Here is a 25,818-nt window from a genome sequence, read left to right as displayed (position 1 = left end):
GCCTACACTACGTCGAATTCGTCGATTGAACGGCCTACGGGCCGTTCGGTCCTATCCGAAAGCCGCGGTCGAGCGGAAGTGCTTCCGGCAACCTTGCCGGGAGCATGGCTCCAGCTCCGCTGCGGCTCATTTTTTTGTTGAACGAGATATGAGCACCATTCCGATTACCAAGCGTGGCGCCGAACTCCTGAAGGAAGAACTGCAGCGCCTCAAGGCCGTCGAACGTCCCGCGGTGATCACTGCCATCGCCGAAGCGCGCGCGCAGGGTGACCTGTCGGAAAACGCCGAGTACGACGCCGCCAAGGAAAAGCAGGCCTTTATCGAAGGCCGCATCCTGGACGTGGAGTCGAAGCTGTCGGCTGCCCAGATCATCGATCCGACCCAGCTCGACACGGACGGCCGCATCGTCTTTGGCGCCACCGTGGACCTGGAAGACCTGCAATCGGGCAAGCCCGTGAGCTACCAGATCGTCGGCGACGACGAAGCCGACCTCGACAGCGGCAAGATTTCGGTCAGCTCGCCCATCGCCCGGGCCCTGATCGGCAAGTTCGAAGGCGACGTGGCGATCGTGCTGGCCCCGGGTGGCGAGCGCGAATACGAAGTGATCACCGTCCGCTACGTCTGACGGGCGCCCACACGTGTTCTCTTCCTCGTATTCGAACCTGCCGCCGCTGCCCCACCGGATTTTCCTGCTGCTGACCGTTGTTTGGGCCGGCAGTTTGTGGACAGTAGGTTACATGGTGGCACCGACGCTGTTTTCGGTGCTGCCGAACCGTGAGATGGCAGGCATGATCGCCGGCCACCTGTTCCGGACCGAGGCGATCCTCGGCATCACGGTGGGCGTGCTGCAGTTGGTACTGTGCAACGTGATGATCCGCCGCGGTGCCAAGCGCTATCGCACGCTGCGCTGGATCGTGCTGGCCATGCTGGCTTGCGTGCTGGCCGGCTACTTCGGCGTGCAGCCGTTCATGGAAGGCCTCAAGGTCCGTGCGCAGGCGCTGAACCTGGGCGTCTCCGAGTCGCCGTTCAAGGGCCAGTTCGGCATGCTGCACGGCGTGTCGAGCGTCATCTACCTCGTGCACAGCATACTGGCACTAGTGCTGGTGTGGCGCGCGGCAGCGCCGCGTTCGGCCGGGGAATAAAAACGCCCGCGCAAGCGGGCGTTCTTCAGGCCAGGAAGGCAGGGCAGGGCGGATCAGCCCAGCGCCTTCTTCTTCTGGCTGCTGGGGCGGGCGCGCAGGCGCTTGACGTTGCCGCCCTGGGTCACGCGCTCGTTGCCGAGCACGGTCACTTCCTTGCGGGTGGGCCGACGGTTCGGCGCGGCGCTGGGCTTGCGGACCGTCACGGTGCGCGGCGCGGTGCCAGTGGTCGGGCGGCGCGGGGCCATGCGACCCAGTTCCTCGGGCCGGTTCTCTTCCAGACGGGCCGGACCCGGACGCCAGATCACGAGCAGCTTGCCGATATGCTGGATGGGCGCGGCGTCGAGTTCGTCGCAGATGGCTTCATAAATGGCGATGCGCGTGTCGCGCTCGTCGCCGAATACACGGATCTTGATCAGATCGTGAGCCGCCAGGCTCCGGTCGATCTCGGCCAGGACCGCGCGGGTCAGGCCTTCCGCACCGACCATGACCACAGGGTTCAGACCGTGGGCGCGGGCGCGGAGGGAGGAGCGTTGGGCAGGTATCAGTTCTAGTGCGGGCATGTCAGGGCGCAAAGCGGAATGGCGCGTATTATCCGCCAAAATGACGCCGGCAGGCGGTAAAGATCAGCAAAAAATGGCAAAGAACAAGTTTAATCACGCGTGGTTGCATGACCACATCAACGATCCCTACGTGAAAATGGCGCAGCGCGAGGGCTATCGCGCCCGTGCGGCCTACAAGCTCAAGGAGATCGACGAGCAGGACAAGCTGATCCAGCCGGGCCACGTCATCGTCGACCTCGGCGCCGCCCCGGGCAGCTGGAGCCAGTACGCCCGCAACCGGCTGGCGGCCTCGCCGCGCGCCAAGGATGGCAAGATCGATGGAGCGGTGATCGCCATCGACCTGTTGCCGATGGAACCTGTCGCCGACGTCACTTTTATTCTGGGTGACTTCCGCGAGGAATCGGTATTCCGGGAATTCGAGGAGGTGGTCCTGGCCGCGTCTGGCGGCACCCGGATCGACCTTGTTATCTCGGACATGGCCCCCAATTTGTCCGGTGTGTCTTCGGCCGATTCGGCAAGGATCGAGTATTTATGCGATCTGGCGCTCGAGTTCGCCCAGGCGCACTTGAAACCCGAGGGATCGTTGCTGGTAAAGTGTTTCCACGGCAGCGGGTATAGCCAGATCGTGGAGAAATTCAAGCGCCAGTTCAAGGTAGTCGCGAAGCGCAAGCCCAAGGCGTCGCGCGACAAGTCTTCAGAAACCTTTATTCTTGGGCGTTACCTGAAGTCGGTGGACTGAAACGTGCGCCGGACACCCCGGGCGGCTTGCCGCCATGGGGCGCCTCGGGCACTATCGGGACCATAGATTCAGAGATTCCCTGCGGGGGCGGGGGCTGCATTACAATGCAATGCAGCTATCCCGTTGGCAAGGCAATTGCAAAGGAGTTCGGCCTTGAATAACAACCTGTTTCAAAAGGCGGCAATCTGGCTCGTAATCGCGCTGGTATTGTTCACCGTCTTCAAGCAGTTCGACAAACCACGTGCCCAGGACGGTGTCACCTATTCGCAGTTCATGGATGACGCCAAGAACGGCAAGGTGAGCCGCGTCGACGTGCAGGGCCGTAATCTCGTGGTTTCGCCCAAAGAGGGCGCCAAGTACACGATCATCTCGCCGGGCGACATCTGGATGGTCGGCGACCTGATGAAGTACGGCGTCCAGGTCACCGGCAAGGCCGACGACGAGCCGAACGTGCTGGTCCAGGCCCTGTACTACCTCGGGCCAACCTTGCTGATCATCGTCTTCTGGTTCTACATGATGCGGCAGATGCAGGGCGGCGGGAAAGGCGGTGCCTTCTCGTTCGGCAAGTCCCGTGCACGCCTGATCGACGAGAACCAGAACGCCGTCACGTTCTCGGACGTGGCCGGCTGCGACGAGGCCAAGGAGGAAGTGGTCGAACTGGTCGACTTCCTCAAGGATCCGCAGAAATTCCAGAAGCTGGGCGGCCGTATTCCGCGCGGCGTGCTGCTGGTTGGCCCTCCGGGTACCGGTAAGACGCTGCTGGCACGCGYCATCGCCGGCGAGGCCAAGGTGCCTTTCTTCAGCATTTCCGGTTCGGACTTCGTCGAAATGTTCGTCGGCGTGGGCGCGGCCCGTGTGCGCGACATGTTCGAGAACGCCAAGAAGCAGGCGCCTTGCATCGTGTTCATCGATGAAATCGACGCGGTCGGTCGTCATCGTGGCGCCGGCATGGGCGGCGGCAACGACGAGCGCGAGCAGACGCTGAACCAGATGCTGGTCGAGATGGACGGCTTCGAGGCCAACTCGGGCGTCATCGTGATCGCCGCGACCAACCGTGCCGACGTGCTGGACAAGGCGCTGCTGCGTCCGGGTCGTTTCGACCGCCAGGTCTACGTGGGCCTGCCGGACATCCGCGGCCGCGAGCAGATCCTGAAGGTGCATATGCGCAAGGTGCCGATCGGCAACGACGTGGACGCGTCGGTGATCGGTCGTGGTACCCCGGGCTTCTCGGGTGCCGACCTGGCCAACCTGGTCAACGAGGCCGCGCTGTTCGCCGCCCGCCGCAACAAGCGCGTGGTGGACATGCAGGACTTCGAGGACGCCAAGGACAAGATCTTCATGGGCCCGGAGCGCAAGTCGACGGTCATGCGCGAAGAAGAGCGCAAGGCCACGGCTTACCACGAGTCCGGCCATGCGGTGGTGGCCAAGCTGCTGCCGAAGGCCGATCCGGTGCACAAGGTTACGATCATGCCGCGCGGCTGGGCACTGGGCGTGACCTGGCAGCTGCCGGAGCATGACAAATATTCGAAGTACAAGGACAACATGCTCGACGAGATCGCGATTCTCTTCGGCGGCCGTGCGGCGGAGGAGGTCTTCCTCAACGCCATGAGCACGGGGGCGTCCAACGACTTCGAGCGCGCCACCAAGATCGCCCGCGACATGGTGACCCGTTTCGGCATGAGCGATTCGCTCGGCGCCATGGTCTATGTCGATACGGAGCAGGACGGCATGTTCGGCAAGCTCTCGTCGAAGACTGTGTCCGAGGCCACCCAGCAGAAGGTTGACGGCGAGATCCGTCGCATCATCGACGAGCAATATGCGCTGGCGAAGCACCTGCTCGAAGATCACCGCGACAAGGTCGAGGCGATGACCAGCGCCCTGATGGAGTGGGAAACGATCGACGCCGATCAGGTGAACGACATCATGGCTGGCAAGCCGCCGCGTCCGCCGCGTAACGTGTCGGGCCAGAACGGTGGTGGTAACACGCCTTCGGGCGGTTCGCCGGTGGCGCCGACCAACGCGCCTGCCACGGCCTGATCGCGATTGCCCTGCCTTCGCAGGCGGGCAGTTCAGAAGCCGGTGCCCTGCGCACCGGCTTTTTCCATTCCAGGACAGCAGATCTTGTCGACCGAGTTCTTCCAGTGCGGGCGCTACCGTTTCGCCCGCAACCGCCGTCCACTGGTGATGGGCATCCTCAACGTCACACCCGATTCGTTTTCCGACGGTGGCCAGCATGCGGGCCGCGATGCGGCCTTGCGCCACGCGGAGCAGATGATTGCCGAAGGCGTGGACATCATCGACATTGGCGGGGAATCGAGCCGTCCGGGCTCAGCGGCGCTGCCGCTGGATCAGGAACTGGCCCGGGTGATGCCGATCGTCGAGGCCCTGGCGCCGTGTGGCAAACCGTTGTCGATCGACACCTACAAGCCCGAAGTCATGCGTGCGGCACTGGCGGGCGGAGCGGATCTGATCAACGATATCTGGGGCTTCCGCATGCCGGGCGCGGTGGAAGCCGTGAGCGGCGCGGCGGCGGGACAGGCGGGCCTGTGCGTGATGCACATGCAGCGTGACCCGCAGACCATGCAGGAAGACCCGCAGTATGTCGACGTGGTGGCCGAGGTGGAGGGGTTCCTGCGCGAACGGGTGTCAACCCTGCGTGCGGCGGGCGTGGACGACGCACGTATTTCGCTCGATCCGGGGTTTGGATTTGGCAAGACGCCGGATCATAATCTCCGTCTGCTCGGCCAAATGCCGCGACTGGCCGTGGACGGCCTGCCGATCCTGGCCGGGCTCTCGCGCAAGTCGACGCTTGGCGCCATTCTCGGCGGCAGACCGCCGCAGCAGCGCGTGGCGGCCAGCCTGGCCGCGGCCGTGTGCGCGGTGGAGCGGGGCGCATTTATCGTGCGGGTGCACGACGTGGAACAGACGGTGGACGCCATCAAGACCTGGTGGGCGATTCGCCATGAATCAGTTGCCGGTACAGGGCAATCGGGAGAATGAAACAGATGACGCGCAAGTATTTCGGGACAGATGGCGTGCGGGGTCGGGTTGGTGAAGCACCGATCACGCCGGATTTTGTGATGCGGCTCGGCTACGCCGCCGGCAAGGTGCTGGCGCTGGGCCAGAAAACCAGCCAGGGCCGGCCGACCGTGCTGATCGGCAAGGACACGCGGATCTCGGGTTATATGCTCGAAGCCGCGCTGGAAGCCGGTTTCACGGCTGCCGGCGTGCACGTGCTGCTGACCGGTCCGCTGCCGACGCCGGGCGTGGCCTACCTGACCCGCGCGCTGCGGCTGGCGGCGGGCGTGGTCATTTCCGCGAGCCACAATCCGTACTACGACAACGGCATCAAGTTCTTCTCGTCGACGGGCGACAAGCTGCCGGACGAGACGGAGCTGAAGATCGAGGCCCAGCTCGAAGAGCCGATGGCCTGCGTGCGTTCGGACGACCTCGGCCGCGCGCGCCGCATCGACGATGCGGCTGGCCGCTACATCGAGTTCTGCAAGAGCACATTCCCGTATGAGCAGGACCTGCACGGGCTCAAGCTCGTGGTGGACTGCGCCCACGGGGCGGCGTACCACATCGCCCCGCACGTGTTCCACGAACTCGGTGCCGAGGTGATCTCCATCGGCAACCAGCCGGACGGCCGCAACATCAACGCCGGCTACGGCGCCACGGCGCCTGAGCGGTTGATCGAATCCGTCAAGGCGCACGGCGCGCACCTGGGCCTGGCCTTCGACGGCGATGCCGACCGCCTGCAGGTGGTGGACGCCGATGGCCGGCTCTACAACGGCGACGAACTGCTGTACCTGATCGTGCGGGACCGGCAGGCTGCTGGCCACCGCGTCGATGGCGCGGTGGGCACGCTGATGACGAACATGGCTGTCGAGCTGGCGCTGAAGCGCCTTGGCGTCGAATTCGTTCGCGCCAAGGTGGGCGACCGCTACGTGCTGGAAGAACTCAACAAGCGCAAGTGGACACTCGGCGGCGAAGGCTCCGGCCATCTTTTGTGCCTGGATCGTCACACGACGGGCGACGGCATCGTGTCGGCACTCCAGGTGCTGGCTGCACTGCGCCGGAGCGGCAAGACGCTGGCGCAGTTGCTGGAAGGCGTGAAGTTGTTCCCGCAGACCCTGATCAACGTGCGCGTGGAGAAGGGTTTCGACTGGCAGACCCATGCCGGGCTGCAGGCGGTGCGCGCCAAGATCGAGCCGGAACTCGAAGGCCGTGGGCGGGTGCTGATCCGCGCCTCGGGCACCGAGCCGGTAGTCCGTGTAATGGTGGAGGCCGAACAGGTCGAGACCGCCGAACGCGCGGCCCAGGCCTTGGCTGACTCGCTGCGCGCCTGACCGTTCCTGTAGTGACCGAAAATGACGCCAGCGTGATGCTGGCGTCATTATTTATGCCTTTTTCTCCACATATACGAGTTAACTAGCCATCACAAAAGGCCGCTTTAAGAACATCTCGTGTTGTCACGGATCTGTCATATAGAAAGCATAAAGTTCGGATGTCAAAAATTTGTCATTCCCAACCATGTTCTCTGGAGGACATATGAAGCTGGTCAAGACTGCCGTGGCAGGCATCGTTTCGATGGTAGTGATGGGTACTGCGTTCGCGGCGGAAATTACCGGTGCAGGCGCCTCGTTCCCGGCGCCCGTGTATTCCAAATGGGCAGACGCCTACCAAAAAGCTACGGGTAACAAGGTCAACTATCAATCCATCGGTTCGTCGGGCGGCATCAAGCAGATTGGCGCCAAGACGGTCGATTTCGGCGCATCGGACGCCCCGCTGAAGGACGAGGAACTGGCCAAGCAAGGCCTGGTGCAGTTCCCGACGGTGATCGGCGGCGTGGTGCCGGTGATCAACCTGCAAGGCGTGAAGCCGGGCGACCTCACCATCACCGGTGAACTGCTCGCCAACATCTACCTGGGCAAGATCAAGAAGTGGGACGATCCCGCCATCAAGGCCCTGAACCCGAAGGTCCAGCTGCCGAACCAGGACATCCTGCCGGTCCGTCGCGCCGATGGCTCGGGCACCACGTTCATCTTCACGAACTACCTGTCGAAGGTCAGCGCTGACTGGAAGAGCACGGTGGGCGAAGGCACCACGGTCAACTGGCCGGGCGGCGGCACGGGCGGCAAGGGTAACGAAGGCGTGGCCGCTTTCGTGCAGCGCCTGAACGGTGCCATTGGCTACGTGGAGTACGCGTACGCCAAGCAAAACAAGATGACCCACCTGAACATGAAGAACGCCTCGGGTGAAGTGGTGCAGCCGGGCGACGACGCCTTCAAGGCCGCCGCCGCCGGTGCGGACTGGAGCAAGACGTACTACCAGATCCTGACCAACCAGCAAGGCAAGACCGCATGGCCGATCGCTGGCGCCACGTTCATCCTGGTGCACAAGAGCCAGGAAAAGGCAGCGCAAGGCGCGGAAGTGCTGAAGTTCTTCGACTGGGCCTACAAGAGCGGCGCCAACATGGCCGCTGACCTGGACTACGTGCCGCTGCCGGAATCGGTCGTGAACCAGATCCGCACGACGTGGAAGACCAGCGTCAAGGACGCGTCGGGCAAGTCGCTGTACTAAGCTGCTGTACTGACGGCACGGGCAGGGCGCGAGGATCTACCGGATCACGTGCCTTGTCATCCGCAGGGCTGGCCGGCCCGCCCAGGTAAGTCACCGAGGCGGGCCGTGCCGCTTGCATCCACGCACTCCATATCCCACCATGGCCACTACGCCCGATCTCCCCGCCGTCCGGCCCCCCAGCCGCATGGGCGACATCCTGTTCGGCGGCCTGACGCGCGGCGCCGCCATCGTGACGCTGCTGCTGCTGGGCGGCATCATCGTTTCCCTGGCATTCAGCGCCTGGCCCTCGATCCAGAAATTCGGCATCTCGTTCCTGTGGAACGCCGAATGGGATCCGCCTGCCGACGTCTACGGCGCCCTGGTCCCCATCTACGGCACGCTGATCACCTCGATCATCGCGCTTATCATCGCCGTGCCGGTCAGTTTCGGCATCGCCCTGTTCCTGACCGAGCTGTCGCCCGCCTGGCTGCGCCGGCCGCTCGGCACTGCCATCGAGCTGCTTGCTGCCGTGCCGTCCATCGTCTACGGCATGTGGGGCCTGCTSGTSTTCTCGCCGATYTTCGGCGAGTACTTCCAGAGGCCGCTGGCCAACACGATTGGCCAGGTGCCCGTGATCGGCAAGCTGTTCCAGGGCGCGCCGCTGGGCATCGGCCTGCTGTGTGCCGGCGTGATCCTGGCGATCATGATCATCCCGTACATCGCTTCGGTGATGCGCGACGTGTTCGAAGTGACTCCGGTGCTGCTGAAGGAATCGGCGTACGGCGTGGGCTGCACCACCTGGGAGGTGATGTGGCGCGTGGTGCTGCCGTACACCCGGGCCGGTGTGATCGGCGGCGTGATGCTTGGCCTGGGCCGCGCGCTCGGCGAGACCATGGCCGTGACGTTCGTGATCGGCAACACCAACCTGCTGGACAACGTCTCGCTGTTTTCGCCCGGCAACTCCATCACCTCGGCGCTGGCGAACGAATTCGCCGAAGCCGGTGCCGGCCTGCACACGGCCGCGCTGATGGAACTGGGCCTGATCCTGTTCTTCATTACCTTCGTGGTGCTGGCGCTGTCCAAAGTGCTGCTGCTGCGCCTTGCCAAGAATGAGGGGGGCAAATGAACCAAGCCAGCCAAACCGTATCTGCCACGCAGATCCCGGCCGTTCGCCCCGATGCGGACGCCGTGCGCACCCGGCTGCAGGCGTCCCGCCGGCGTATGAACGTCTACGCGCTGACCGCCTCGCTCGCGGCCATGGTCTTCGGCCTGTTCTGGCTCGCGTGGATCCTCTGGACTACCATTTCGCTGGGCGTGGGCGGCCTGTCGCTCGACCTGTTCACGCAGATGACCCCGGCGCCCAACACCGCCGGCGGCGGTCTGGCCAATGCCATCTTCGGCAGCTTCGTGATGGTGGGCGTGGCCACGCTGATTGGCACGCCGCTGGGCATCCTGGCCGGCATCTACCTGGCCGAGTATGGTCAGAAGTCGCCGCTGGCCAGCCTGATCCGCTTTATCAACGACATCTTGCTGTCGGCGCCGTCCATCGTGATCGGCCTGTTCGTCTATGCGCTGGTGGTCACGCGGATGGGGCACTTCTCGGGCTGGGCCGGCATCTGCGCGCTGGCACTGCTGCAGGTTCCCATCGTGGTGCGTACCACCGAGAACATGCTGAACCTGGTGCCGAACGCGCTGCGCGAGGCTGCCRTGGCCCTGGGCACGCCGAAGTGGAAGATGGTGATGTCGATCACGGTCAAGTCGTCGTATGCGGGCATCGTTACCGGCGTGCTGCTGGCCGTGGCCCGTATCGCCGGCGAGACCGCGCCGCTGCTGTTCACGGCGCTGTCCAACCAGTTCTGGACCAGCGACCTGAACAAGCCGATGGCCAACCTGCCGGTGACGATCTTCCGCTTCGCGATGAGCCCGTTCACCGAATGGCAGCAGCTGGCCTGGGCCGGTGTGTTCCTCATTACCGTCGGTGTGCTCGCGCTGAATATCGTCGCGCGCATGCTGTTCAAGAAATAAGCCGGCGCCACGTGCCCCGATCATCGAATTCCAGCGAGACACGAGCATGACCTCTACCGTCATCGACATTCCCGACACCGTGCGCGCCAAGATCGACGTGCGGAACCTGAACTTCTATTACGGTCAGTTCCACGCGCTGAAGCACATCAACATGTCCATCCCGGACCGCAAGGTGACTGCGTTCATCGGCCCGTCCGGTTGCGGCAAGTCCACGCTGCTGCGCACCTTCAACAAGATGTTCGCGCTGTACCCGGAGCAACGGGCCGAGGGCGAGATCAACATGGACGGCGAGAACCTGCTGGCCAGCAAGCAGGACATCGCGCTGCTGCGCGCCAAGGTGGGCATGGTGTTCCAGAAGCCCACGCCGTTCCCGATGTCGATCTATGACAACATCGCCTTTGGCGTGCGTCTGTTCGAAAAGCTCTCGCGCTCCGAAATGGACGACCGCGTGGAGTGGGCGCTCTCGAAGGCCGCCCTGTGGAACGAGGCCAAGGACAAGCTGCACCAGTCGGGCTACGGCCTGTCGGGCGGCCAGCAGCAGCGTCTGTGCATCGCGCGCGGCATCGCCATCCGTCCGGAAGTGCTGCTGCTSGACGAACCGTGCTCGGCGCTGGACCCGATCTCCACCGGTCGCATCGAGGAACTGATTGCCGAACTCAAGGACGAGTACACGGTGGTCATCGTCACCCACAACATGCAGCAGGCCGCGCGCTGCTCGGACTACACCGCCTACATGTACCTGGGCGAGCTGATCGAATTCGGCGAGACCGAGAAGATCTTCATCAAGCCGCACCGCAAGGAAACCGAGGATTACATCACCGGCCGCTTCGGCTGATCGCAGACCTTCCACGCCCCGGCCAGGAGAACATCATGACTGACAAGCACCTGTCGACCCAGTTCGACGCCGACCTCAACGCGATCAACACCAAGCTGCTGCAGATGGGCGGGCTTGTCGAGTCGCAGATCGAGCTCGCCATGCGCGCGCTGGCCGACTTCGACGCCGACCTGGCGGACCAGGTCATCACCCGCGAACAGCAACTCAATGCGCTGGAAGTGGAAATCGACGCGGACTGCAACAACATCATCGCGCGCCGCCAACCCACCGCGCGTGACCTGCGCCTGGTGATGGCGATCTCGAAGACCATCACCAACCTCGAGCGCGCCGGCGACGAGGCCGAGAAAGTGGCCAAGCGCACCAAGCACATCATGGAAGACGCGGCGGCGCACAACATCAACTACTCCGAGGTGAAGCTGTCGGGGGAGATGGCCATCACGCTGCTGCGCCAGGCGCTGGACGCCTTCGCCCGGCTCGACACCGTGGCGGCTGCGCGCATCGTCAAAGATGACAAGGCCATCGACGATGAATTCCGCGCCTTCGTGCGCAAGTTGATCACCTACATGATGGAAGACCCGCGCTCGATTTCGGTAGCGCTGGACTTCCTGTTCATCGCCAAGGCGATCGAACGAATCGGCGATCATGCCAAGAATATTGCAGAATTCATCATCTACATCGTCAAGGGCACGGACGTGCGCCATACCTCGCGCGAAGATATGGAGCGCGAAGCGCTGAGCTGACCCTGGCGGCAAGACTGAGAAGCGGAGAAAACATACATGCCAAGCAGTATTCTCGTTGTCGAAGACGAACCGGCGATTGCAGAACTGATCGCCGTCAACCTGCAGCACGCGGGGCACTATCCAATCCGAGCGTATAACGCCGAACAGGCGCTGTCCCTCATGAGCGATGTCCTGCCAGACCTCGTGTTGCTGGACTGGATGCTTCCGGGCAAGTCGGGCGCGACCTTCGCCAAGGAACTGCGTACCAACGACCGCACCAAGCAGATTCCCATCATCATGCTCACCGCCCGCAGCGAGGAGCAGGACAAGGTGATGGGGCTCGAGGCTGGCGCGGATGATTACGTCACCAAGCCGTTCTCGCCCAAGGAACTGCTGGCCCGCATCAAGGCCGTGCTGCGCCGTCGTGCGCCGCAGCTGACCGACGACGTGGTGGCCATCAACGGCCTGCGGCTGGACCCGGCCACGCACCGCGTGACCGGCCAGGATGACTCCGGCCCGATCAAGCTGGACCTTGGTCCTACCGAATTCCGTTTGCTGCATTTCCTGATGACTCATCCGGAACGTGTGCATAGTCGGTCACAATTGCTGGATCAGGTCTGGGGCGACCATGTGTTTGTGGAAGAGCGGACAGTGGACGTGCACATCAAGCGCCTGCGCGCCGCGCTGACGCCCGGGGGCTACAGCAATATGATCGAAACGGTACGTGGCAGCGGGTATCGGTTGGCGCGCTCGCCGAGCCACTGATCCGCCGATCGCCAGATCCTGGCAAGTCCGGCGCGGAGCAGCAGTAAGAGGGGCCGCGCCGGCACCATCGCCACGGCGGATTCGTGGCACACTCCGTCGCAACGACTGCGGTCGACCCGGCCTCCGGCCGGCCGCCTGACTCCACATCCCTCTCATGAATGTCATTTGGGCCCGATCCGCGGCCATCCTCGTCAGCCTGGCAGTTATCGCCGCCGGTCTGTACGTCTTTGTGGGGCCGGTTGCCGGCCTGACCTTCCTTTGCATCGCGCTGTTCCTGCAGCTTTGCTACTACCTGTTCCAGATCAACCGGCTGTGGAAGGTGCTCGACGCGCCCGCCTATGGCGAAATCCCGAGCGCGCTCGGGCTGTGGGGCGAGGTCTATTACCGCCTGCACCGGCTGGTCAAGCGCTGGCGCACGCAGGTGCTCCAGGTGGAGCAGCAGCACACGCGCTTTATCCAGGCCATCCAGGCGTCGCCTTACGGCGTGCTGATGCTTGACGATGCTGACCAGATCGAATGGTGCAACGGCGTGGCCGAGCAGCATTTCGGCTTGAACGCGCGGCGCGATGTGCGCCAGCGCATTACGCACCTGATCCGCCGCCCCGAGTTCATTCAGTACCTGACCCGCGAGCGCTACGACGAACCGCTGGTCATGCGCGACATGGGCGAGCACAAGCGCAACATCACCTCTGTCCAGATCCTTCCTTACGGCGAAAACCGCAAGCTCGTGCTGACGCAGGACATCACCAAGGTGGAAAACACCGAAGCCATGCGCCGCGATTTCGTGGCCAATGTGTCGCATGAACTGAAGACGCCACTGACCGTGCTCACCGGCTTCCTGGAAACCGTGCGCGACTTGCCGGTGTCCGAAGAGGACCGCAGGCGCTACGTGGACCTGATGCTGGTGCAGTCGATGCGCATGCAGCGGATCGTCGAAGACCTGCTGGCGCTGGCCAAGCTCGAGAGCGATGTGCAGCCGCCGACGCAGGATCGCGTGAATGTGGGCGCCCTGGCGGCCCACCTTGTGCACGATGCGGAGGCGCTCTCGCAGGACCGCCACCAGATCGCCGCCGAGATCGACACAGGCGTGGTACTGCGCGGGGCGGAGAGCGAGTTGCTGTCGGCGCTGGGTAACCTGGTGTCGAACGCAGTGCGCTACACGCCGGACGGCGGGCGGATTGCGATCCGGCTGAGTTTTACCGATGGACACTCGGTGTTTTCGGTCAGCGATACGGGGCTGGGCATTGCACCCGAGCACATCCCGCGCCTGACCGAGCGGTTCTACCGCGTGGACCGCAGCCGCTCGCGCGACACCGGCGGCACCGGCCTGGGGCTGGCCATCGTCAAGCATGTCCTGTCGCGCCACCATGCCGACCTGCGCGTGACCAGCGAGGTCGGGCGCGGCAGCACCTTCCGGATCGTCTTCCCGACGGACCGCAGTGGCTATGAGCCGGCGGCCGTTGCATCGCACCTGCCGGACCCGCGCCGCCACGCGGCGTAACACCGGGTCGCGGCAAATCGCCCCCTCCCGCACGCGGGAAGGGGCGAATCGGCGAATCCATCAGTTCCCGAATATCCTCAGCAGTTCCGCCTGACTCACCAGCTGCCGCTTGGCCGCCGAGCGCTTGCGCACGTACTGGCCATCCGGCTGCATCAGCCATGCGGACGCGTTGTCGCGCAGGTGCACCTGCAGGCTTTCCTTGATCACACGCGCCTTGAGCTTGCGATCCAGCACCGGGAAGGCCACCTCCACGCGGCGGAACAGGTTGCGATCCATCCAGTCGGCGCTCGACAGGTAGAGCACATCCTCGCCATCGGCACGGAAGTAGTAGACCCGATGGTGCTCCAGGAAGCGGCCCACCACCGAGCGCACGGTGATGTTGTCCGACATCCCCGGCACGCCCGGGCGCAGCGCGCACACGCCACGCACGATCAGGTCGATCTTCACCCCCGCGCGCGACGCCTTGTAGAGTTCGTCGATGATCGACGGCTCCAGCAGCGCGTTCATCTTGGCGATGATGCGCGCCCGCTTGCCCGCCCGCGCATTGCGCGCCTCGGCGCGGATATGCTCGACGAGGTTGCTGTGCATGGTGAACGGCGACTGCCACAGGTGGTTCAGCCGGATCGTCCCGGCCGTGCCGGTCAGCAGCTGGAACACGTGGTGCACGTCCTCGCAGACTTTCTCGTCGGCCGTCAACAGGCCGAAGTCGGTGTACAGCCGAGCCGTGCGCGGGTGGTAGTTGCCGGTGCCCAGGTGCGCATAGCGGCGCAGGGTGACCTGCTTCACCTTCGGGCCGGCTGCCTCGCGCCGCACGATCAGCAGCATCTTGGCGTGGCACTTGTGGCCCACCACGCCGTAGACCACGTGGGCGCCGGCGGACTCGAGCCGCTCGGCCCAGTTGATATTGGTTTCCTCGTCGAAGCGCGCCAGCAACTCCACCACCACCGTGACTTCCTTGCCGTTGCGCGCCGCAGTCATCAGCGCCTCCATGACCGCCGACTCATTGCCGGTGCGGTACACGGTCTGCTTGATGGCCACCACGTTCGGGTCGGCCGCGGCGAGTTGCAGCAGGTCGAGCACGGAGGTGAAGCTCTCGTACGGATGGTGCAGCAGCACGTCCTGCTGGCGGATCACGTCGAACATGCCAAGCCCGGTCAGGAGCGGCTTGACCGGTGCCGGCACGTGCGGCGGGTACTTGAGGGCAGGGCGGTCGACCAGATCGGGAATCTGCATCAACCGCACCAGGTTCACCGGGCCGCTCACGCGGTACAGGTCCTGCTCGGTCAGGCCCGATTCCAGCAGCAGCCGGCGCGAGAGCGCGGGCGGGGTATCGGACGAGACCTCGAGCCGCACCGTATCGCCGAAATGCCGGGCCGGCAGTTCGCCCTGGAGCGCCTCGCGCAGGTCGGTGATGTCGTCTTCGGAGACGAACAGGTCGGAATTGCGGGTGACGCGGAACTGGTAGCAGCCCTCCACGTCGATGGCGGGGAACAGTTCATGCACGAACGCCTGCATGAACGAGGACAGCATCACGAAGCCATACGGATAGCCGGACAGCTTCTCCGGCATGCGCACCACGCGCGGCAATGCGCGCGGGGCCTGCACGATGGCGAGGTCGGCGTCGCGGCCGAAGGCGTCCTTGCCGGACAGTTCGACGACGAAGTTCAGGCTCTTGTTGAGCACGCGCGGGAACGGGTGCGCCGGATCGAGCGCGATCGGCGTCAGCACCGGACCCAGCTCGCGCGTGAAGAAATCGCGCGCCCATCGGCGCTGATCGTCGGTCCAGGTGTTCGTCAGGTGAAAAAACACGCCTTCCTGTTCGAGGGCGGGGAAGATCACGTTCTGCAGCATGTCATACTGCGAGGCCACGAGCCGCTGTGTGCGCTCCGTGACGAGCTGATAGGTCTGGAGGACGGAGAGACCATCGGGCRTCAGGCCCGATGCGTTATCACGCATCTGCTCCTTCAGCCCCGCCATGCGGATTTCAAAAAACTCGTCCAGATTGCTGGAGACGATGCAGATGAACTTCAGCCTTTCCAGCAGCGGTACGTTCGGGTCGGCAGCCTGCGCCAGCACGCGCGCATTGAATTCCAGAATGCCAAGCTCGCGGTTCAGCAGCGTGCCGGGCGGCGTCGTCATCATGTGTAGAACCTTATTTTGGCGATGTGGCGACTTTTTCATAGAATCGTGTCAATTTGATGACACTTTGATTTTGTCATGATGCAGACATGACAAGGACATAATCTTACGCGTTTGGCGGGGTTGTACGTATCTTGCCAAACTTGCACCGATCCTGCGCTACTTACGCACGCAATGACACAGAATCCCCGCCTGCTGGCCGCCGTCGACATGGGTTCCAATAGCTTCCGCCTGATGATCGGGCGGGTGGACGAGACGCCCACGGCCTCCGGCCCTGCCAGCCAGATCTTCCAGGTGGATGCCCTGCGCGAGCCGGTACGACTTGCCGCCGGTCTGACGCCTGACAAATACCTGGACCAACCCGCGCGACGACGCGGCATCGACGCGCTGCGCCGCTTTGGCGACCGCCTGCGCGATTTCTCGCCAGAACACGTGCGTGCGGTGGCCACCAACACGCTGCGCGTGGCCAAGAATGCTTCCGAATTCCTGATCGAGGCAGAAAGTGCGCTCGGCTTCCCGATCGAAGTGATCGCCGGGCGCGAAGAGGCGCGGCTGATCTATCTCGGCGCCTCGCACGATGCGCCAGCCTGCCAGGGCAACCGGCTCGTGGTCGACATCGGCGGCGGCTCCACCGAGTTCATCATTGGCAGTGGCTATCAGTCGAAGCTGATGGAAAGCTTGTATATCGGATGCGTGTCGCACAGCCGTCATTTCTTTCCGAGCGGCAACGTGGATGAATACGCGTTCAAGCAGGCCGAACTGGCCGCGCGGCGCGAGATCCAGGTGCTGGTGCGCCAGTACCGCGCGGCGGGCTGGCAGCAGGCGGTGGGCTCGTCGGGCACGGCACGCGCGCTGGCCGAGCTGATCGAGCTGAACGGCATGAACGACAACCCGGCCGAGCACGGCATCACGCGCGAGGGCCTGGAGCGGCTCAAGCGCGCGCTGATCAAGGCCGAGAACGCCAATCGTGTGAAGCTCGCGGGCCTCAAGGCTGACCGCATCCCGGTGCTGCCGGGCGGCCTGTCGATCATGCTGGGCGTGTTCGCCGAACTCGATGTGGACCGCATGGACGTGACCGACGGCGCGCTGCGGTTGGGCGTGCTGTACGACCTGCTCGGCCGTAGCCACCACGAGGACATGCGCACGGTCACCGTCGACCAGTTCATGCGCCGCTACGCCGTGGACCGCGCGCAGGCGAGCCGGGTAGGGCAGGCCGCGCGCGATCTGCTCGCCCAGTTCCCCGATCCGCCCAACGAGCGCCGCGACGACAACCTCGCGCTACTGGGCTGGGCGGCGAGCCTGCACGAGATCGGCATGTCGATCTCGCATAGCGGCTATCACAAGCATTCGGCCTATATCGCCACACACGCGGACATGCCGGGCTTCTCGAAGACCGACCAGGCGCGGCTGGCGACGCTGCTGCTGGGCCATGCGGGCAAGCTGGGCAAGCTCTCTGGCAGCGGCAAGTTCGTCGACTGGCGCATGCTGTTCAGCCTGCGTCTGGCTTTTGTCCTGTGCCGGCGCCGTGCGGACGTGAAGCTGCCCCAGATCGAGGTCAGCCAGCGGTCGGATGCTCTCGATGAGGGTTTCGAAGTGCGGCTGCCTAAGGTGTGGATCGATGAGAACCCGCTCGTCGAGTACAGCCTGGCGCAGGAGTCCGACGAATGGGAGCGCGTGGGCAAGCGCTACAAGGTGGTGTACGTCTGATTCGGCAGTCTTCCGAGCAGCCAGTAAAAAAGGCGACCCCGTTTCCGGAGTCGCCTTTTTTCATGCCGATGAAATGTGCCGTTTCGATCGGGGAGCCGACAGGCTTCGGTCGCGGACTCAGCCGCGGTTGAGGCCCAGGAAATGGCGGGCGTAGCGCGGGTTCATGTCGCTCACGCGCAGCAGCGTCAGGAAGTCGGCTACGTTGAAGTCGGGATCCCATGCCGGCTCGCCGCAGATCTTCGCGCCCAGGCGCAGATAGCCCTTGATCAGCGCCGGCGGTTCCACGTCGAGCGCCTGGTTCAGGTTTTCCACGGGCAGGCGAGTGCGCGGGAAGGCGTGGTACTCGATCGGTGCCAGGAACTTCTCGGAGAACAGACGATGGAGGCTGGCCGCGTAGTGGCCGCCGTCGCTCATCGGCACGCTGGCGCAGCCGAGCATCGACTCGAGGTTGTAGCGTTGCAGGTATTCGCCCAGCCCAGCCCAGAGCGCCATGATGACGCTGCCCGAGCGGTAGTCGCGGTGCACGCACGAGCGGCCCAGCTCTAGCATCTTGGGGCGCAGGTGCGCCAGGCGCACGAGGTCGAATTCGGATTCGGCGTAGAGGCAGCCGACGCGCTTGGCCTGGTGCGGCGGCAGCACGCGGTAGGTGCCCACCACGCGCAGCGTTTCCTGGTCGCGTACGATCAGGTGGTCGCAATAGGCGTCGAACATGTCGACATCGGTGCCATTGGACGACGACTGGAGCCGTGCGCCCATTTCTTCGGCGAAGACCTTGTAGCGCAGGCGCTGCGCCTCGGCTACTTCGTCCTGGTGACGTGCCCACGCCACACTGAAAGCAGGCGCTGGAGCTTGTGCATGGGTTTGGTGCTGTGCTGGCTGACGAGGAAGACGGCTCCGCGCCGACTGGCCGGAGCGGCCAGTGGGCAAAGCGTCAAACAGCGGCTGGGTAGGCGTCGGAAGGTCGCGCATGTATGTCCTTTCGGTGACGAAACGGCTTCGAAACAATGTAGAGAGGGCTGGTGACAGTGCCGTGAAGCAGTGATGACGCTTCCATGACGTCCCTCTGTTGGGCGGCGCACCGGCGACTCTAGCCAGCGGCCTCCCGTGTTTCCATCGTCGTTATCCGAAAAAAGGACCGGTATTGCAGTTTGAAAACCTTGCCTCGGAATTGAGGCAGATCCGTCGCGAATCTGCTGCATCGTCCTAGAGGAAATCGGGACCCGTGACGGCGCGCAGGACGACCTGGGCCTCGGTGTCGCGCGTGCGTGCGGACAGCCACCAGATGCCGCTCTTCTTCACGCTCCAGTTGATTTCGTGGCCCGCCAGCAACAGGCTGGCCAGGCGGCCGATCCATGGCTGGTGGCCCACGACCACGGTGTGCTCGTGGCCTTGCGGCCAGTCGATGGCGGCGAGGATGGCGCTGACATCGGCGCCGGGCGCGAGGTCGGGCAGGACTTCCACCTTGCTACTGAGTGCGCCAGCGGTCTCGCGCGTGCGCAGGGCCGGGCTGCAGACTACGCGATGATCGGCGGGCAGATGGGCGCGCAACCATGCGGCGGATGCCTCGGCCTGCTTGCGGCCACGCCGCGTGAGGGGACGTTGCAGGTCAGCGCTGCGCGAGAGGCTGAGGGGGTCAGGCAAGTCCTCGGCTTCGGCGTGGCGCCACAAGATCAGATTCATGTTGGCAGGTATTCGTTGTGCCTTGAGTATGGTGAAGCGGGTAGCCCAAGGCAAGACGCGGGGCGCGCGTCGTCAAACGAATCGCCAGAAACAAAACGGGCCGCCCGAAGGCAGCCCGTCAGTGTCGGCGGGGGCGATGTCAGCCGCGTGACAGCGGCGCTCGCCCGATCGGCGCGAACTCAGGATTTGTGGCGGAAATTGATGCGGCCCTTGGTCAGGTCGTAGGGCGACATTTCGAGGGTCACGCGGTCACCGGCCAGAATGCGGATGCGGTGCTTCTGCATCTTGCCCGAGGCGTATGCCCAGATTTCCACGCCGTTTTCCAGCGTGACGCGATAACGGTTGTCGGGCAGGGCTTCCGACACCACGCCGCCAAATTCAATGAGTTCTTCCTTAGCCAATCTGTTTTCCTTTGCGGCAGCCCCGAGAGCTGCGTAAGTTTTTAGGGAATACGTGTGAAGCGCCCGATGGATCATCGGGCTGGACCGTGCCATGGCGCGGTCCTGTGCGTCTCGGGACAGGCGGGCAAGGTGTTTCCGGGTCTGGCCGGCCGCGACATACCCCGAATCTGGGGGTGCGGCGCCGAAAAATCCAGTGTGCCTGGCAGCACGGACCCGGTTACAGGGCATGCTCAGATACCCCGGAACTGACGCGGGATTATAGCACGTTCGGCGGTGCAGCATGCCCTGCGGCCGTCGCGCTACTCGACCCGTCCGGAGAGGTTGCGACCACAGGTGTGTGACGGGGATTGCACATGTAAGAGTAGGCAATTTCACGCGGTCCTTTGCACCTATTATCGCGGCAGCCTTCATCCTTGCTGTTAAGGGGTGCTGGTGGTTTTTTCGACAGTGAAGATGCACTCTGCAGGGGCGAGGGCATCTTCACGAATCGCGATTCTGCTGGCTGATGCTCTTACGCGATCTACTTGGCGCATGCGATTGGTATCGGAACGTTATATCCTGTCGGGGAACACTGGGCGTGGTTGAGCGCTAGCAAGACTGCCAGTGGCATATTGTCCGCCATGATGTTGAGCACTTGTCTTGGTATCTTAGTCTGTCTCAATGTGGATATACTCGTGCCGATACCGACGAGCTAGGAGCAATCGTGCGATCTGTCATCAAACGAATTACTACGATTGAGCAGCGTGCGGCAGTGCGAGGCGTTTTGCGCAGGCTGCGCCCGGTCCCGAAGCCGGCACCAGAGCCGAAGTTCCATGATCGGCTGCACGAGTTCTCTTCGCCATATCGCCTGCACCTTGGCTGCGGGAATGTAAAGTTGAACGGCTTCTGCAACGTTGATGCCCTTGAGACGATGGCCGCGGACGCAATTGACGACATTCGCACGCTACGGCGTTTTCCAGCCCAAAGCGCCCAGGAGATTTATGCGTGCCACGTGTTGGAGCACTTCGCTCATGACGAGGTGGTGCCGTTGCTCAAACGGTGGTATGAGATTCTGCAGCCGGGCGGCGTTTTGCGGATTTCCGTACCAGATCTGGACAGAATCGTTCGGATCTATCACAAGAACTGGGAGCACTTCCAGAAGCCAGGGCATACGCCATGGATAGGGCTAATCTACGGCGGCCAGTCGACTCCCTATGATTTTCACAAGACGGGATTTAATGCCAATTGGCTGTGCCATTTGCTTGAGCAGTGCGGATTCGAGCAGTGCGAAGAATACCCTCATGAGCCCCATTTTGTGCCCGGGGCAGTGGACGCCTCCATTGCGAATGCAACGTTCGGTGAGTACTTTTCGCTAAACATGATGGCTCGACGTCCTCGATAGAGGATGGCGGCAGTCACAAAAGCCACCTTCGGGTGCCCTTTTGCCCTTATGTTTCGATTTACTAGAAAATCTAGCGGAACAGTTTTTGCCACCACGGCCCATATTGAGGATCATAAGGCGCCTTCCAACCCCTATGGACATTTTCTATGGCGTCTTCTTGGCAAACGCCTTTTGCAATGAGGCGATGTACTTCGGCGTCTGCAGCGTCACTCTGGAAAATCCGGGCGGTGATTGGCGTGACCTCAGGGCAAGGTGGCGGTCCCTCGACAATGGTCTGTGCCGGGATCAGGTCACAGAACCAGGCCCTACCATCGCACTGCCGGCTGGCATCAGCCCTGGACAAATAGGAAAGCAGGCCGAGGGCGAGCAATCCCCCTAGGATCAATGCTGCACGGGTGCTCACAAATCGCCAGAAAAATACAATGGCTCCCAACATCGCTATGACGCCCATCCAATGAACCTCCGTTTCCGTTCGGCCTGAAGATGGTATGCGTGCTAGACACGCCCAGAAGGACACCCAAAAGGGTGGCACGACTGAGCCTCTATGCAATACCCCAAATGGGTGAACGAAGCGGTGGGCGGCACCTGAAATTGCTCGGGTGGTTGGCCGCTTCGCCTTGATCTAAGGCGTGTGCCGTCTCGGCAGATGAATATCGACCGTGCTGTATAAGACACCGAAAAATAGGCGATGAGTCGAAACCCTATCGCTCGGTTTCTCGACAAGACCGAGGGCACGCCGTGGGATCAAATCGTCGGGAAGTACACCGGCAGCATCTATGACGCGCCATTCGGCAGCGAATCGCTTGGCACGCCGGGCGTGCTCGAGCTGGCCGCCTATTCCAGCACGCTGGACAGCGAGAACCGGTCACTCAGCGTGACGTCGACGATCAACACCATCTACGGCACCATCACCGTTCAGGACGCGAGACGACTGCGCTGCCTGACTGAGCTGTTATCAGACCTATGGCCGCCTTCGGTCGGCTTTTTCCGGCGAAACGACCGCGTTGGATCGACACGGCCGTCAACCCGCAGACGCTCGCGGACAGCGTCATCGATTGAGCGGCACCGAGAGGAAGTCGAGCTTGGAATCGAGACGATCATGACGCCGTGCCAATGCCAGGACTGGCTGGCGTATCGCATGCCGTTGAGAGACATTCCCAATCAGGCTGGACTTCTCCAGGCGGTTGTCTGGCCGCTGCAGCCCACCATTTGGCATTCATCTTGCGGAAAACAAGTCTGCAGCTCTCAAGCATGGTCCAGTGACGAGGGTCTGTATCACTGCGGCGACGAGGAGAGATCCGAACAAGACAGTAGATGTCAGCACAAAGGTGTTCCAGATGGGATGGAGCTCTGTCATCTTGAACACCGTGTCGCGCAGCCACACCAAAATCAATGGATGTACCAGATAGATTTCGTAAGAGTACTTGGAGATCGTGCTCATCAACCGGTCTAGGATCGCACCGTCACCGGGTAGGTGCTTCGCGCCCATAAATAACCCGAACACACCGAACGCTAGGGCATACATGTTGAGGCCTTGATCGAAGATGCCGATTTGCAGATGCGCTGCACGCGCGAAGAAGGTCGAAATGAATCCAAATACCGTCAATCCGAAGAAGGCGAGGCTGTACTGATGAGCATCTAGCCTTGTAATCGCATAGCCGCCGACGAAGTACAGTAGCCAAGGGCTCACCAGGAAAAGCGCGCCATTGATTCCAATTCCCGCGAGATGCGAGAACTGCCGGACCTGCAAGATGGCTAGCAAGACCAGTATTCCCGTCCATAGCGTTCTAGTTGGAACACGACTGATCGCGATCGACAGGAAGGGAGCTATGAAGTAGAGGCCAATAAGGGAATATACAAACCAAAGATGGTAGAATTGCGGTTCGCGAACTAGCGCTATCACGAGGTCGCTGAAGGACATCGGCGAAGGCTTCTCGACCGTGTGCACGTAGACGTAGTACGCTGCTGAGTAGAGGACGAATGGTATTAGGATTTTCGGGAAGCGCTTCAGATAAAAGCGGCTCACCGAGTCATAAGGCTTGGCCAAGAGCAGTGCGCCACTGAGCATGAAGAACAGCGGCAAGCCAACCCGTACCGTCGTGTCCATAATGCCACCCGCGATACCGGTCGGGCTCCAGATGGCAGGCTTTTGAAAAAAAGGCCCATGCGTGTGGATGCCAATTACGCAGATGGCTGAGAAAGCCCGCAAGTAGTCCAGGTATTTTTGTCTTGTCATTATCGAAGAACGTTATTGCGGCCACCTATTGTGGCGGTTTCATGCCCGCCTTGAGCGGGTTTTTTCATTTTCGGGGAATTGCACGTCCGAACCTATCACCGGCAGCGTCGCAGGCGTAGCAGGCTGGAAACTCATCGGCGGTTTGGTCGGCGCCAAGCTGGTCCCCATCGTTGTGATGTGCATGACCAGGCCGCGCAGCGATTCCGAATGGGCGGTCGCATTGATCAGCACCGGCGCCGGATCAATTTACGGGTGCGCCGCCGTCGTCATGACGTTCAGGCTTAAGTCTTGGATGCAGGAGTAAGTAGGATTGACTTCGCTGGGCTCTTTCGATCGACTGATGAAGAGTTTCATCTGCCTCACCTGCGCGTGCATACAGTACCGTATGAGACGCTGCATTTTTGGAATTTACCCGGAACGATATTGGAAGCACTTGCTTCCGGACGAAAAAAAGGGCCTACGCCGAAGACGTAAGCCCTTGATTCCACCACTTGTTCTACTGCCTAAAACTGCTTGCAAAACTGGTCGGAGCGATAGGATTCGAACCTACGACCCTCTGATCCCAAATCAGATGCGCTACCAGGCTGCGCTACGCTCCGAAGCCGGCGATTCTAGCCCGGGACGGCTCGTGCGGTCAATCACTGCGTGCAATAAGCATTCCTGATGCCAAAATGTGACGTCATCGCCGCTGCGCCCAACACCCCGCTTCAGCGGGGCGCTTTAGGCTTGACTTGGTTCCGGGCGCTGACATAATCCGCACACCGCAAAGGTCCGACCGGCGCACGTCGCCGGGTTGCTGTTCCCATCCGGACCCGGTCCCGACTATCACAACAATGGTGCGCCAGCCGCCGCGAGCGACGCGAGCGGCGCGGCAGTGCCTGAGCCACGCCCCACCGGTGCCCTTGCGTCCACCGGCTGCCCAGGGCGCCCGGAACCTGCGGAAACAAAACAGGACGGCCATCGCAGGCCGCAAACAGAAGGTGGTTTCCCAGTGCCGCGCGGAGCACTTGGCGATGCCTTTGTGAACGGGAAGGAAGATGTTTCAGTCGCAGGTGGTAGTGCTGATCGCAGGCCTGTTTGCGCTGCAGATGGCGGTCGTCTGTGCCGTGTTGCGGCGCGCGCCGGGCATGGAGCGCAGCGGGCTGACCTCGTGGGCGCTGGGGGACCTGATTGTCACGCTCGCGGTGGTGCTGCTGGCGGCCCATGCGTGGCGTCCCGAATGGCCACTCCATGGCCTGCCCGAGCTGGCGTTGAGCGTGGGATTGTCGATGATGGTCTACGGTACGCGCCATTTCGTCGGCAAGCCGGGCCGGGGCAGGGTGCTGGCCATCGCCAACCTGCCGGCCCTGGTCGCGGTGGGGGCCCATGTGGCCAGCCACCTCGCGCCGGCCACCCTGCCGGAATCGGCGGCGTTCGGGGTGTCGCTCTCGCTGGCAGCCGCCTGTATTCAAATACTGTTGTCGATCGAGATCATCCGCATCACGGCGCCGTGCGTGGCGGAGAAGCGGGGCACCGGGCGGCTGGCCGCGCTGTGCCTCTGCTTCGTGGCGCTGGCCTGTGCCGCCCTGGCAGCCATGCAGGCGCTGCCGATGCTGGAGGCGCTGGGCCAGGTTCGCCCGCACGCGCCGGTCGATGCCGATGGCGGCGTCACAGTCTGGTTCGTGTTCGGCGTAGTGGGGTTGTCGGTCAGCTTCGCGCTGATGGCACACGACCGGCTGCGCCGCATGCTGGAGCGCCGTGCGCGGCACGACGACCTGACCGATGTGCTCTCGCGCGGCGCGTTCTGGGAGGAACTCGAGCTGGCCTGCAAGCAGGCGGAACGCACGCGCCAGTCGTTCACTGTGGCGTTCATCGACCTCGATCACTTCAAGGCCATCAACGACCTCTACGGCCATCTGGCCGGCGACAGCGTGCTGCGCCACTTCGCCGGCCTGCTGCGCAAGGCAGCGCCGGCGGGTGCGGTGCTGGGGCGACTGGGCGGCGAAGAGTTCGCCATCGTCCTGCCCGATACCGCGATGGAGGCGGGCCGCGCCGTGAGCCTGCGCCTGAACGCGATCGTGYGCGGCGCGCCGTGCCCCTCGGAACCGGACCCGATTGCCTACACCGTCAGTATCGGCATGGCCGAGCGGCAGGCGGGCGAGAATGCCGATGCCGTCATGCGTCGGGCCGACCGCGCGCTGTACGACGCCAAGCAGATGGGCCGCAACTGCGTGTCGTCGCACGACAGCGGCGAGCCGGTCGGCATGCCGCGCCGGCCCCGTGTGCGCGAACGCGAATCCAACTGATTTCGCGCGCGCGGTGGAGTAGAATGCTGGCCTTGCCGCCACGGCAAGGCTCGTGGCGCCCCGGCCGCCCTTAGCTCAGTTGGATAGAGCACTCGCCTTCTAAGCGAGCGGTCAGAGGTTCGAATCCTCTAGGGCGGGCCA

The 25,818-nt window shown here is 63.1% G+C and carries 22 protein-coding genes, 2 tRNA genes and 1 pseudogene; 18 read left to right on the top strand and 7 right to left on the bottom strand.

The window, feature by feature from the left end; translation table 11 throughout:
- The first annotated feature begins 148 nt into the window (after positions 1–148).
- Both greA and AC1DEL_RS11320 read left to right on the top strand, forming a co-directional pair.
- Positions 149–625 carry a transcription elongation factor GreA gene (greA, locus tag AC1DEL_RS11325; protein ID WP_092289809.1) on the top strand — a complete coding sequence of 159 codons (477 nt, stop codon included), beginning with the start codon at positions 149–151 and terminating at the stop codon, positions 623–625.
- A 13-nt stretch (positions 626–638) separates the two neighbouring features.
- Positions 639–1,142, top strand: a complete 504-nt coding sequence (locus tag AC1DEL_RS11320) for a DUF4149 domain-containing protein (RefSeq protein WP_477125753.1) — start codon at positions 639–641, stop codon at positions 1,140–1,142.
- A gap of 53 nt (positions 1,143–1,195) precedes the next feature.
- Here AC1DEL_RS11320 and AC1DEL_RS11315 read toward each other — a convergent pair whose 3' ends face one another.
- Positions 1,196–1,702: a YhbY family RNA-binding protein gene (locus tag AC1DEL_RS11315; RefSeq protein ID WP_092289805.1), complete on the bottom strand. Its 507-nt coding sequence runs from the start codon at positions 1,700–1,702 to the stop codon at positions 1,196–1,198.
- Between the two features lie 73 nt (positions 1,703–1,775).
- Here AC1DEL_RS11315 and AC1DEL_RS11310 point away from each other — a divergent pair, with 73 nt between their 5' ends.
- From AC1DEL_RS11310 to phoR, 11 genes are all read left to right on the top strand, one after another.
- Positions 1,776–2,441 (top strand): RlmE family RNA methyltransferase, encoded by a 666-nt coding sequence (locus AC1DEL_RS11310; RefSeq protein ID WP_092289803.1) that lies wholly within the window; start codon positions 1,776–1,778, stop codon positions 2,439–2,441.
- A gap of 153 nt (positions 2,442–2,594) precedes the next feature.
- Positions 2,595–4,478, top strand: a complete 1,884-nt coding sequence (gene ftsH, locus AC1DEL_RS11305; RefSeq protein WP_477159078.1) for an ATP-dependent zinc metalloprotease FtsH — start codon at positions 2,595–2,597, stop codon at positions 4,476–4,478.
- Between the two features lie 84 nt (positions 4,479–4,562).
- Entirely contained in the window at positions 4,563–5,441 is an 879-nt protein-coding gene (gene folP, locus AC1DEL_RS11300; RefSeq protein WP_092289799.1) for a dihydropteroate synthase, read from the top strand.
- A 5-nt stretch (positions 5,442–5,446) separates the two neighbouring features.
- Positions 5,447–6,790: a phosphoglucosamine mutase gene (gene glmM / locus AC1DEL_RS11295; protein ID WP_477125752.1), complete on the top strand. Its 1,344-nt coding sequence runs from the start codon at positions 5,447–5,449 to the stop codon at positions 6,788–6,790.
- Between the two features lie 202 nt (positions 6,791–6,992).
- Positions 6,993–8,024, top strand: a complete 1,032-nt coding sequence (pstS, locus tag AC1DEL_RS11290) for a phosphate ABC transporter substrate-binding protein PstS (RefSeq protein WP_441590502.1) — start codon at positions 6,993–6,995, stop codon at positions 8,022–8,024.
- 139 nt (positions 8,025–8,163) lie between these two features.
- Positions 8,164–9,129 (top strand): phosphate ABC transporter permease PstC, encoded by a 966-nt coding sequence (gene pstC, locus AC1DEL_RS11285; protein WP_092289793.1) that lies wholly within the window; start codon positions 8,164–8,166, stop codon positions 9,127–9,129.
- A complete protein-coding gene (gene pstA, locus AC1DEL_RS11280; protein ID WP_477159077.1) occupies positions 9,126–10,028 on the top strand; it encodes a phosphate ABC transporter permease PstA in 903 nt (300 codons plus the stop codon). The genes pstC and pstA overlap by 4 nt, the downstream gene beginning before the upstream one ends.
- 46 nt (positions 10,029–10,074) lie before the next feature.
- Positions 10,075–10,863, top strand: a complete 789-nt coding sequence (gene pstB / locus AC1DEL_RS11275; protein ID WP_092289789.1) for a phosphate ABC transporter ATP-binding protein PstB — start codon at positions 10,075–10,077, stop codon at positions 10,861–10,863.
- 35 nt (positions 10,864–10,898) lie between these two features.
- On the top strand, positions 10,899–11,603 hold the full coding sequence (gene phoU / locus AC1DEL_RS11270) for a phosphate signaling complex protein PhoU (protein WP_092289787.1): 705 nt from the start codon (positions 10,899–10,901) through the stop codon (positions 11,601–11,603).
- 36 nt (positions 11,604–11,639) lie between these two features.
- Positions 11,640–12,347, top strand: a complete 708-nt coding sequence (phoB, locus tag AC1DEL_RS11265) for a phosphate regulon transcriptional regulator PhoB (RefSeq protein ID WP_066735924.1) — start codon at positions 11,640–11,642, stop codon at positions 12,345–12,347.
- Between the two features lie 154 nt (positions 12,348–12,501).
- The gene (gene phoR / locus AC1DEL_RS11260) at positions 12,502–13,848 is read left to right on the top strand and encodes a phosphate regulon sensor histidine kinase PhoR (protein WP_092289785.1); all 1,347 of its coding nucleotides are present in this window, start codon (positions 12,502–12,504) and stop codon (positions 13,846–13,848) included.
- Between the two features lie 60 nt (positions 13,849–13,908).
- On the opposite strand, the gene ppk1 is transcribed toward phoR, so the two are convergent.
- A complete protein-coding gene (ppk1, locus tag AC1DEL_RS11255; protein ID WP_477159076.1) occupies positions 13,909–16,029 on the bottom strand; it encodes a polyphosphate kinase 1 in 2,121 nt (706 codons plus the stop codon).
- Positions 16,030–16,161: 132 nt separating this feature from the next.
- Between ppk1 and ppx the strand changes: the two genes are divergently transcribed.
- The gene (ppx, locus tag AC1DEL_RS11250) at positions 16,162–17,694 is read left to right on the top strand and encodes an exopolyphosphatase (protein WP_092289781.1); all 1,533 of its coding nucleotides are present in this window, start codon (positions 16,162–16,164) and stop codon (positions 17,692–17,694) included.
- A 117-nt stretch (positions 17,695–17,811) separates the two neighbouring features.
- Here ppx and AC1DEL_RS11245 read toward each other — a convergent pair whose 3' ends face one another.
- The 3 genes from AC1DEL_RS11245 to infA all read right to left on the bottom strand — a co-directional run bounded on the left by AC1DEL_RS11245 (position 17,812) and on the right by infA (position 19,775).
- Complete coding sequence (locus AC1DEL_RS11245) at positions 17,812–18,663, bottom strand: GNAT family N-acetyltransferase (protein ID WP_441590501.1); 852 nt, start codon at positions 18,661–18,663, stop codon at positions 17,812–17,814.
- Positions 18,664–18,897: 234 nt separating this feature from the next.
- Positions 18,898–19,374: a SixA phosphatase family protein gene (locus tag AC1DEL_RS11240; protein ID WP_477104930.1), complete on the bottom strand. Its 477-nt coding sequence runs from the start codon at positions 19,372–19,374 to the stop codon at positions 18,898–18,900.
- Between the two features lie 179 nt (positions 19,375–19,553).
- On the bottom strand, positions 19,554–19,775 hold the full coding sequence (gene infA, locus AC1DEL_RS11235) for a translation initiation factor IF-1 (RefSeq protein WP_008641674.1): 222 nt from the start codon (positions 19,773–19,775) through the stop codon (positions 19,554–19,556).
- Between the two features lie 703 nt (positions 19,776–20,478).
- On the opposite strand from infA, the gene AC1DEL_RS11230 reads away from it, so the two are divergent.
- Entirely contained in the window at positions 20,479–21,156 is a 678-nt protein-coding gene (locus AC1DEL_RS11230) for a class I SAM-dependent methyltransferase (protein WP_441643948.1), read from the top strand.
- Between the two features lie 688 nt (positions 21,157–21,844).
- Positions 21,845–22,348 (top strand): annotated as a pseudogene (locus AC1DEL_RS11225) (contractile injection system sheath initiator); the annotation flags it as partial.
- 24 nt (positions 22,349–22,372) lie between these two features.
- Here AC1DEL_RS11225 and AC1DEL_RS11220 read toward each other — a convergent pair.
- The gene (locus AC1DEL_RS11220) at positions 22,373–23,392 is read right to left on the bottom strand and encodes an acyltransferase (protein WP_477125751.1); all 1,020 of its coding nucleotides are present in this window, start codon (positions 23,390–23,392) and stop codon (positions 22,373–22,375) included.
- 522 nt (positions 23,393–23,914) lie between these two features.
- Positions 23,915–23,991 (bottom strand) — tRNA-Pro (locus AC1DEL_RS11215).
- Between the two features lie 438 nt (positions 23,992–24,429).
- Between AC1DEL_RS11215 and AC1DEL_RS11210 the strand changes: the two genes are divergently transcribed.
- Both AC1DEL_RS11210 and AC1DEL_RS11205 read left to right on the top strand, forming a co-directional pair.
- Positions 24,430–25,677: a sensor domain-containing diguanylate cyclase gene (locus AC1DEL_RS11210; RefSeq protein WP_477159075.1), complete on the top strand. Its 1,248-nt coding sequence runs from the start codon at positions 24,430–24,432 to the stop codon at positions 25,675–25,677.
- A 64-nt stretch (positions 25,678–25,741) separates the two neighbouring features.
- Positions 25,742–25,818 (top strand) — tRNA-Arg (locus AC1DEL_RS11205).

The sequence above is a fragment of the Cupriavidus sp. 10L43_2 genome (assembly GCF_056395265.1).
The sequence above is the reverse complement of the archived record's forward strand: the minus strand, read 5'-3'. Positions and strand labels throughout refer to the sequence as shown.